This window comes from Microcoleus sp. AT3-D2 (assembly GCF_036705715.1).
Classification (GTDB): Bacteria; Cyanobacteriota; Cyanobacteriia; order Cyanobacteriales; family Microcoleaceae; genus Microcoleus.
In genome coordinates this window covers 1-10,192 of record NZ_JAUBVE010000119.1, presented here as the reverse complement: position 1 = coordinate 10,192, position 10,192 = coordinate 1, and the positions used below count along the sequence as shown (strand labels likewise).

The 10,192-nt window shown below is 44.6% G+C and carries 7 protein-coding genes; 3 read left to right on the top strand and 4 right to left on the bottom strand.

Annotated elements, in window-relative coordinates; translation table 11 throughout:
- Nucleotides 1–351, top strand: a 351-nt coding sequence (locus tag QUB44_RS29210) for a transposase (RefSeq protein WP_333373045.1), incomplete at its 5' end; no start/stop codon positions are given.
- Between the two features lie 375 nt (nt 352–726).
- Entirely contained in the window at nt 727–4,569 is a 3,843-nt protein-coding gene (locus QUB44_RS29205) for a PAS domain S-box protein (protein ID WP_333373043.1), read from the top strand.
- 23 nt (nt 4,570–4,592) lie between these two features.
- Here the strand turns inward: QUB44_RS29205 and QUB44_RS29200 are convergent, their stop codons facing one another.
- From QUB44_RS29200 to QUB44_RS29190, 3 genes are all read right to left on the bottom strand, one after another.
- The gene (locus QUB44_RS29200; RefSeq protein WP_333373040.1) at nt 4,593–5,087 is read right to left on the bottom strand and encodes a GNAT family N-acetyltransferase; all 495 of its coding nucleotides are present in this window, start codon (nt 5,085–5,087) and stop codon (nt 4,593–4,595) included.
- 95 nt (nt 5,088–5,182) lie between these two features.
- Complete coding sequence (locus QUB44_RS29195) at nt 5,183–5,779, bottom strand: tRNA isopentenyl-2-thiomethyl-A-37 hydroxylase MiaE (protein WP_333373038.1); 597 nt, start codon at nt 5,777–5,779, stop codon at nt 5,183–5,185.
- A 202-nt stretch (nt 5,780–5,981) separates the two neighbouring features.
- Nucleotides 5,982–8,162, bottom strand: coding sequence for a tetratricopeptide repeat protein (locus tag QUB44_RS29190; protein ID WP_333373033.1), 2,181 nt, complete (start codon nt 8,160–8,162; stop codon nt 5,982–5,984).
- 99 nt (nt 8,163–8,261) lie between these two features.
- Here QUB44_RS29190 and QUB44_RS29185 point away from each other — a divergent pair, with 99 nt between their 5' ends.
- Complete coding sequence (locus QUB44_RS29185) at nt 8,262–8,930, top strand: glycosyl hydrolase 108 family protein (protein ID WP_333373030.1); 669 nt, start codon at nt 8,262–8,264, stop codon at nt 8,928–8,930.
- A gap of 80 nt (nt 8,931–9,010) precedes the next feature.
- On the opposite strand, the gene QUB44_RS29180 is transcribed toward QUB44_RS29185, so the two are convergent.
- Nucleotides 9,011–10,108 carry a S8 family peptidase gene (locus QUB44_RS29180; RefSeq protein WP_333373028.1) on the bottom strand — a complete coding sequence of 366 codons (1,098 nt, stop codon included), beginning with the start codon at nt 10,106–10,108 and terminating at the stop codon, nt 9,011–9,013.
- Nucleotides 10,109–10,192 lie beyond the last annotated feature (84 nt).

Sequence of the window (10,192 nt, the reverse complement as noted above, 5' to 3'; positions counted from 1 at the left end):
ACCTCATCTTTCGCTCGAAACGCTATATGTTATTCTACCACAAATATAGTCTGTATACTTACGCCGAGCTGTACTAGTTTTCATAAAAAGAAAGATATTCTGAGCCAAATATCAGCCGAAATGCCTCATATTATTTTAGAATTTTTGCCACCTTACAGCCCCGATTATAATTTGATTGAATTGGTCTGGCATTCAGCGAAAGAATATATAGCACATCGACTGTTTAAGTCAGTAGAAGAATTGTCAGAATTACTACATAGATTATTATTAAATGAAGGAGAAATGGTTATTAAATGGGATCGAAAAATCAAAAATAAAGGCAATGCTATTTTATCCGGTTTAGCTGCGTAGCAGCTTATCAAATCCGTTAGCATCGGAATAGTAAGTTCGAGTCCACTGTTCACGGCGTCAACAGTCAACCGTCAACAGTCAACATCATGTATGAGTGTAACCGGAAATGTATTACTCATTTTTGTTTCCCCATCCTGGCTTTTTCCTCAACATCCATCCGTTAAATCCAGTACAGGGATCGTTGCCAAACTTCCCTCGAACCTCGAACATCCAACCTCTTCCTTCTTCCCTCGAACCTCAGCATCCATCCGTTACATCCGTTATACAATCCGTTGCCGAACTTTCTTCTTCTCTCTTTCTTAATCAAGGATAAAAGTCACAGCAATAAACAACGTCAAAAGATATAATTAAATAAACCAAGTCCAGCTAGGTCAGATGCAAAGCCAGTTAGGAAAAGCCAAGGGCGATCGCTCCCACCGCAAATTGTTACAACTCAGCCCCATCGGGCTGGCCTTGTGCCGGACAGACGGGACTTTTCTCGATGTAAATCCTGCTTTTGCAAGTATTATCGGCCGCACAGTTGCAGAAACTCTCCACCTCAACTACTGGGAAATTCAGCAAACACAGTGCGCGCCCCCAGAAAAATATCTAGAATGTCAAGTAAAAAATAGCCATACGCACCCGTGCGAAGCAGCATACAAACATAAAAACAACCATCTCGTACCCGTGCGAGTTTCCGAGCGGGCAATTGAAACAGGGGGAGAGTGCGCGATTTGGCTGAGCGCTGAAGAAATTTTTAATCCAGGGCCTGAAAATAGCGATCCGCTGGAATCAGCGCCGCCGCACAGCAATTCACCTCTGGAAAAATTGCTGACAAAGCAGAATGCCGAAGTGGAAAAAACTCAGAAACTACTCGAAGAAAAAGTCTCCGAACTGGAGCAAGCTCAACAAAAATTGCGTGTCCAAAGTCAAATTATCGACCAAATTCACGAGGCGGTAATTTCTACAGATATAGACGGCTCGATCACCCTTTGGAATCAAGCCTGCCAAAAGTTATACGGCTATGAAGTAACTGAGGCTATCGGACAGCACATTTCTCTAATTTACCCCCCTGAACAGCACGAGTTTTTGTTAGAGCAAGTCATCAAACCGCTACAAGAAAAAGGCCAAGATGAAATAGAAGTTATAACACGCCGTAAATCAGGAGAAAAATTTTCCTCGCACATGATGCTTTCGCTATTGAAAGACAATACGGGAGAAGTTGTCGGGATGATGTGTTCTTTAACTGATCTAAGCGTTTGCAAAGCTTTAGAAGAAGAATTAGCACAAAGACAAGGACTATTTGATGCCTTTTTAAAGGAGGCGCCGGCGGGACTTTGCATTTTGGACTCGCAATTGCGGTACCTGCAAATCAATCAATTTCTAGCAGAAATAAATTGCTTGAGTCCAGCAGAACACATAGGCAAAACTGTACGCGAAATATTGCCAAATATCGCTCCAATAATAGAGCCTTTGTACGAACAAATTTTGACAACAAAACAACCCTTAATTAATATCGAGATGAGTGGTGACAATCCCAGAAAGCCTGGGTTTGTCCGACACCTGACAGGCTCTTATTTTCCCTTGCTAGACAAAGATGGCGAGGCTCTCGGCATCGGTGCAGTCGTAGTTGACATTAGCGATCGCAAACTTGCAGAAGCTGCACTGCAAAAAAGCGAACAGCTTTACCGCACTATGGCAAGCAACTTTCCTAACGGCGCGGTGATGCTGTTCGATCCAGAAATGCGCTACACCCTGGTAGAAGGTACAGAATTAGCAGCAGTCGGGCTTTCCAAAGAATTGATGGAAGGCAAGACAATCTCGGAAGTATTTGAGCCAGATGTTTGCGCTGATCTCGAACCAACTTATCGGGCGGCACTGGCAGGAAAAACAGTTGTTACAGAATTTTTTTACAGCGATCGCGTTTACCTCGGTTATGCTTTGCCAGTGAGAAACGAACGGCAAGAAATTATCGGCGGATTGCTAATGACTCAAAACATTACGGCTCGCCAATTAGCAGAAGAAGCGCTCATGGAAAGCGAGGACAAATACAGGTGCATTGTCGAGACTGCAGATGAAGGAATTTGGATGATAGATACGGAGGGTACAACTACTTTTGTCAACCAAAAAATGGCTAATATGCTCGGCTGCACTTCAGAGGAAATGATCGGACAGCCGCTATTTGCTTTCATGGATGCAGAAGGCATCGCGATCGCACAAATCAGCCTCGAACGTCGCCGTGAAGGAATTCGCGAACAGCTCGATTTTAAGTTCCGTCGCCGAGACGGCAGCGACTTGTGGGCAATGGTTTCTACTAATTCTTTGGCAGACAAACAAGGACGCTATGTGGGCGCTTTGGCAATGGTTGCCGACATTACCGATCGCAAGAAAACAGAAGCCGCATTGCAGCAGTCGGAAGCCAAATTTCGATCGCTCTACGAATTAACCAGTTTGCCTGTTTTTATGTTATGTGACAATGCCATCACCGATGCCAACACAGCCACCCTAAAACTATTCGGCTGCACTGCAGCGCCACAGTTGTACGGCCAAAACCCTGGCAAACTCTCGCCTCCTTTTCAACCCAACGGCAGAGATTCTTTGAGCATGGTTAACGAAATGATAGCCATCGCCTTTGAGCGGGGAAACCACCGTTTTGGTTGGGTTCACCAGCGCTTAGACGGTACTGATTTTCCTGCAGAAGTCGTGTTGACAATCATCGAGGTGGGAAATGAAAAAATTATCCAAGCAGTAATCCAAGATTTAACAGATCGCAAACTTGCAGAAGAAACTTTAGTGCGATCGGAACAAGCGCTTAGACAACAAGCTCAGCGAGAACTACTGCTCAATCAAATTGCTAACCAAATCCGCACTTCTTTAGATTTAGACACAATTGTAGAAACCGCAGTTCAAGAAATTCGCAATCTGATGCACCTAGATTGGTGCATCTTCACTTGGTATCGCCCCAACAACAATCCTCCGGTTTGGGACGTAACTTTTGAAGCCAAGAATGCAGATTTGCCGAGTATTCTCGGCACTTATCTTATAGATGACAAATCTTGTTTCGCTGTGCGACAGATTTTGCGGCGAGAAATTCTGCGAATTGATGATGTCAGCACTTTTGAAGATGTAGAATTGCGCGAACTTTTCCAGGCTTCAAAATTTAACTCAGTGCTGTCGCTGCCAATTCATACTGCTGCCGGCGATATAGGGGTGATTACCTGCTATCAAGCTATGTCCATGCGAAATTGGGACGACTCTGAAGTCGAACTAATGCAAGCGGTAGTCGCTCAACTTGCGATCGCGATCGACCACGCTGAACTTTACACCCAAACCCGCAAAGCAGCCCGACTAGCTCAAGCTCAAACTCAACAGCTAGAAGAAACTTTGCGCGAACTCCAACGTACCCAAACTCAATTAATTCAAACTGAAAAAATGTCGAGTTTGGGACAATTAGTAGCAGGTGTCGCCCACGAAATTAACAACCCGGTTAATTTTATTTATGGCAATCTCAGCTACACCAGCGAATACACTCAAAATTTGCTAAAAATGCTGAAACTTTACCAGAAGGAATACCCGCAGCCAAGCGCAAGAATTGTAGATGCAAGGGAAGACTTTGAAATTGATTATCTTATTGAAGATTTACCGAAAATTTTAGTATCTATGAAAGTCGGAGCAGATCGCATCCGCGACATAGTTTTGAGCCTGCGAACTTTTTCAAGACTTGACGAAGCCGAAAAGAAACAAGTTGACATTCACGAAGGCATTGAAAGCACATTGCTGATTTTGCAAAACCGCCTGAAACATAAAGCCGATCACCCGACAATTAATGTGATTAAAGAATACGGTAATTTGCCTTTAGTTGAATGTTATCCCGGTCAGTTAAATCAAGTATTTATGAATTTATTGAGCAATGCGCTAGACGCATTGGAAATGGAGATGAAGAAATCTGATCGCACCGCCAAAAATCTCGCAATTACGATTCGCACCCAAGTAACCGACAATAACAGCGTTGCCATATCGATAGCTGACAGCGGCCCCGGAATGAGCGAAGATGTGCAAAAGCGCTTGTTTGACCCGTTTTTCACTACTAAACCCATTGGCAAAGGGACTGGCTTAGGATTGGCGATTTCGCACTCTATTATAGTAGAAAAACACGGCGGCAAGCTTTCTTGCAATTCTGTAGTGGGAGAAGGTTCCGAATTTGCGATCGAGATTCCTCTGCGGCAGAAAATAAATTAAACTTAGCGTGTAATTTTGAGTAATTATAGTTTTTTTGTATCTAGATATTTTACGTAAACCCGATCGCACCTTGGCGTCTCCACACCAGTTGTCGGTAGATATCCGCTATTTTCGTACATTTTCACAGCTTCTTTGAGAATGCTGGCAGTTTCTATCCAGATCTCATCAAAGCCGCGAGCGATAATTTTACTTTCCAATTCTTGCAGTAAAAATTTCCCCAAACCCTGTCCTCTTGCTGCTGGTAAAATATACATTTTGCGAATTTCCACAGCATTATTTCCGCGCTCAATCGGATAGTAAGCCGCCGTACCCACTATTTTATCCTGCCGTTCAACTACCCAAAATTCGCCGCCTTGATTATGATAATGTAGTTCTACATCATAGACATCTCGATCTGCCCCGTGAGGTTCGCATTTTAAACCGTATTCTGCTAAAACATCCCTAATTAAATAGAACGCCTCAGCGCGATCGCGCGTTTCCCAGGAACGAATTAAAAAATCCAGATGTTGGGTTTTCATTGGTGGTTGCAACTTAATATTATTTATTTGTTGACTTTAGCAACTGTAAACTTACTAATTTTTTGTCTTTTACAGTTTTTAAATGCACCTAGCTTTTAACTGTGAATTCTCGGTTCGGGATGAAGAATTGCCAGCAACTCGCTCTCTACTAATGATAATTCCTCCAGCCTGTCAATCACAAGAGCGCGATCGAAATAAGTTGTTGCTAAAATCCAATATACACCGTAATGGCGGGCTTCCGAAGCCATCAAACTGCGGTAAAACTTAGCTAATTCCGCGTCGGGACAGCGATCGCCCAGCAGCCCCAACCGTTCGTGACTGCGCGCTTCTATCAAACCAGAAACCAACAAAGAATCCAAAAGTCTCTCCGGTTCCTGCTTGCGAATTTGGGCGGACAAACCGGCACCATAGGGAGGTGCAGCCAAAGGGCCTAAAGCAATGCCGCGCTGTTCTAACCGCTGGTTGACTTGCTCGAAATGCTCTAATTCTTCGCGGGCGATCGCCGTTAGCATCCTCACCAATTTTTCCCGGGCTGGGTAGCGAAACATTAAATTTAACGCTACTCCCGCCGCTTTCCGCTCGCAGTGAGAATGGTCTAATAAGATTGTATCCAAATGGGCGATCGCCTGTTCTATCCAAGCTTCGGAAGTCGGCTGTTTTAAAAACTTAACAGTTGGCAGTATAGAAGTCATTAGTAATCAGTTATCAGTCATTAGTCAGCAGTCAATCGATTTTAGATTTTAGATTTTAGATTTTAGATTCAAGCAAGCGACCCCACGGATAAATTCGGGGGGCAAGTTTCATCGGATACAGGTTTTTTATTTCTGGACGGATGAATCCGGGGGCTTGTCTCCTGGATGCTTTCGGTCATTATCAGCAGTCACTAGCCAGAATTTATCCTATTTTACACAATTTTTCCAAGACCGCATACATATCACTAGCAAACTTTTTCGGATTCCACAGCGGCGACAAATTGGCTGGATCTTTAGATTTCACCAACTGTGCTTTAATTGCATTTCTAAATTCACGCTCTTTGCCCAATTTTACACCCACTTCCACATATTCCGACCAAGACAAAGCCACACCTGTTTCAATTCCCAAAGTCTGCAAAAACGAATAACCCATTCTCGACAAAAATTGCTCTCCTGTGCGAGTCACCACCGGCAAATTAGACCACAAAGCCTCTAAAGTTTGAGTTCCTCCGTTGTAAGGATAAGAATCTAACAACACATCGGCCAGCAAATAGATAATTCTGTGTTCTTCCTCAGTAGCAAACCTCGGCAAAAACTTAATTCGGTGCTTGCTTACTTTCTCAGCTTCGCAAGCTTGGTGATATGCAGCCTCAAACACGGCAGCATCGCCTAAAGCTTTGTGAATTAAGATACTGTTAGGCACTTGTTTGAGAATCGCAATTTGTGCTTTTACCAACTCGTAATTAAATTTTCTGCCGGGAGCGACGCACAGGTAAACTATCTGATCCAAACCGATCCGATTCGACCTTCTCAATGCAACGGGATCGACTCCATATCTCTGAAAACCGGACACCGCTACAAAGGAATCAGGCATCCTAATTAGCTGCTCGTCATAATATTTTTCCCTGTCTGCTGGGTGCGAGTGCCAGTCTGTAAGAAAGTAATTTTTCGGCGATATGTAAGGGGCGTCAAATCCCAGCCAAGAAACACAAACTGGTGCCGGTTTTTGGGAGAGAATGTCAGCGTGCACTGGTACGCTGAGAGAATCTAAATCAACTAAAACGTCCAATTCATCTTGCTGAATTTGGTCGATAATTTCGGTAGAATTGGCAAGTCCGTTCGGGTAGGTTGTCGGAAAAGTCAGTTTGCCCCAAGTTTCAAATTGCTGAGTGCGATCGTCAGGAATAATTCTTTCGGAAGCGTACAAATACACATTGGGTGTGATATCGGACAATTCGCGAATGATGTCAGCGCTGCACCAACCTACAGAATGGCGGCTAAAGTGATTGGACAAAAAGCCGATTTTTAACTGGCTGGATGGGGCACTTGGTTTGAAACTGTAATTTGCGGGTTGAGAAAAATTAGGTTTAATACATTGGTCGATATACTTTTGGGCAATTAATCTGTAAAGTTTTGAGTTGGCTGCCAAGTCATCTCGCAAATACGGTGTGCTGAATAACAAGTTTGCATAAAGCGATTTAATTTCCACCGGGCTAGCGGTTTCTAAGTTTTGCTGCAAGTATGACTCTAGCTCTAAAAAACGATCGCCCGCAATTTGATTTAATCCCGACACTTGATAGGTGCTGATGAAGTAAATCGCGGTCATAATTGGATCGGTTTCGGCACACATTTGGCTGTATTTGTGAACGGCTTGCCGCGCGGCCGCTAAATCGCTAGTATCTCTGAGGATGTCGCACAAATGTTGGTGAGCGGCAATAAAATCGGGTTTAATTTCTAGGGCTTTTTGAAGGTTGGGTATTGCGTCTTTAAATTGACCCTGGTGGCGCAAAACTCGGCCAATTTGACAGTATGCTTCGGCTAAATCGGGTTTAAATGCGATCGCCTGCTTCCATGCAGCCACCGCCTCATCTAACTTCCCTTGCTGCGCTAATTTATCTCCTAAATTTAAGTGAAAATCTACCTGAGCAAGGTGGGGATTGAGTTCGAGAGCTTTTTGCTCGTATGCTACCGCTGCTTCCTTCTGCCCCTGCTGCTTCAGTGCTCCTGCCAAATTCCAGTAAGCAGCAGCCAAATTTGGTTTAAGTTCGATCGCCTTTTCGTAATTGACAACCGCCTCCACCAAATGCCCTTGTTTGTAGAGCATACTGCCCAAATTAGCATAAGCCTCAGCAAAATCGGGATTCAGAGCGATCGCCTCGGAATAAAACCGCATCGCTTCCTCAATTTGGCCGCTTGCTTGCTGCACATTGCCCATTGTCACGTAAGCCGCCGCCCAATCCGGTTGCAATTCCAGAGCTCGGCGACAAGCAGCGACGGCTGCTGCTAAATTGCCTTGAGAGTAATAGGTTTCTGCAGCGACTGTCAGGGATGCAGCATCTTCAAATTGGGGTGTTTCGGATTGGTTGCGAAAATCGGAATTCATTTTGCGGCCTATCTGTGCTATCAAGTTAAAGGTTGAATCTATATTATTTTGCAGAGTAGCAGTTTTAGCGGAACTACGGGCGATCGTCACAGAGAATTTATGAGCGACAAGCAAGCGACACAGCGCCAACTTAACATCAAGTGGAAACCAAACCTCCTGCTGGGGATACTCTTGTTAACCTTAGCAATCCCCTTACCCTTTGCCCAAAAGACTTTCGCACAGCAGCAGCAGACAGCCAGCTTTACGCAAAAATTATTTCAAACTGCTCTTTATTTCACCCTATATTTTGAGGGCGGATTCAGCAATCACCCTGCCGATAAGGGTGGCAGAACTTATCGGGGCGTCTTGCAAACGGAATACAACGCCTATCGCTACAGTCGTGGGCTTCCGCCCCTCGACGTGACGCAGATGTCGGAAGCAGAGCTCCTAGAAATTTATAAATATTACTGGGATTCGAGCCTCTCGGGCACGATGCAGCCGGCTTTGGCGATCGTCATGTTTGACACCGCCGTTAATTTCGGTATTAATAACTCTATTACCTTTCTTCAGCAAGCATTAGGATTGCCGCAAACGGGAGTTTTTGATGCCCGCACCAAGCAAGCGCTGAAAGGGGCAAATAACAGAAATACAGCGTTGCAAATGATTAACGAACGGATTATTTACCGCTACAAACGGGTACAAGAAGATCCGACTCAGATGGCTTTTTTCCGGGGTTGGCTGAGTCGCGATTACAGTTTATGGGGCTATGTGAGCAAGATTAAGAATTAAGCAGGGCGGATTCATTTTTCCCAAGTTGTAGTAGTGCCACGACAGGGGTTTAAACCCCTGTCTCATTTACCCGATCGATGCTATGCAGTCACCCCATTTGGATTAGCTGTTGTCGTCAAAATGTACTCAACTTGAGCCGGAGTTAAAGTCGGATTGGCACTCAAAACTAAAGCCGCTACACCCGCTACGTGTGGCGTTGCCATAGATGTGCCACTTATGATTCCATAGTTGTTATAGGGAGTTGTAGAATAGATGTCTACTCCCGGAGCAGCTACGTAATCCAAAGGTGTGGAACCCGCACGGTTCGAGGTGCCAGCCATCCTGCCGTTTATATCAATACTGCCCACGGCAATTCCCCTGCGATCGGCATTACGAGCTGGATAATTTGGTTGGCTAAGACCCAAATTTCCGGCTGACATAACAACAACAGAGCCTTTGTTATTTGCATACTCAATTGCGTCATTCACCAGGTTGGGAGGGGAAAACTCACTTCCCAAGCTGAGGTTAATTACATTTGCTCCATTATCAGCAGCATAGCGGATTCCAGCAGCAACATTATCCCACTCGGCGTCACCAAAGACGGGCAAAACTCTGACAGGCATAATCTTGGCATTGTAGGCAACTCCTGTGATCCCAAAATCATTTCGTTCCGCGGCGATCAAACCTGCTATGTGGGTTCCGTGACCATCGGGATCAAGATCCATTGGGTAGTTGTCGTTAAACAGAAAATCCCAACCCCGAATATCATCAATAAATCCGTTGCGATCGTCATCGATGCCATTTTCCGCAATTTCACCAGGGTTCTGCCAAATATTACTATCCAAGTCGTTATGGTAGTAGTCAACACCAGTATCGATGACAGCTACAACAATCCCATTTCCTGTAATGTTCTGATTCCAAACTTCGGGCGCATTTATAGCGTCTACTCCCCAATTATTCTCGCTCAAATTAGCAACATCCGGGAAGAGAGTTGAGCGGTTCAGGGTGCTGCTAACTGCTGCATTTGCATTGACTAAACCATAGCCGTAATTGCGATTAAAAGCACCGTTAGGTGTAGGAATATCTGGCAATACAGGAACAGGTGTTGCAGAAATAATCAGGTTGTAATTGGTAGAGCCTAAGTAGCTAGAGACTTCGACATAGTATGTCCCTGGAGCCAGATTGGATAAATTAATCACATCCGGGATCAATACTCCGGACAGTTTTTAAAGAGAGATGCGACGCCTACGGCAAGCAACGCTTACGCAATAAATCACAGAAGC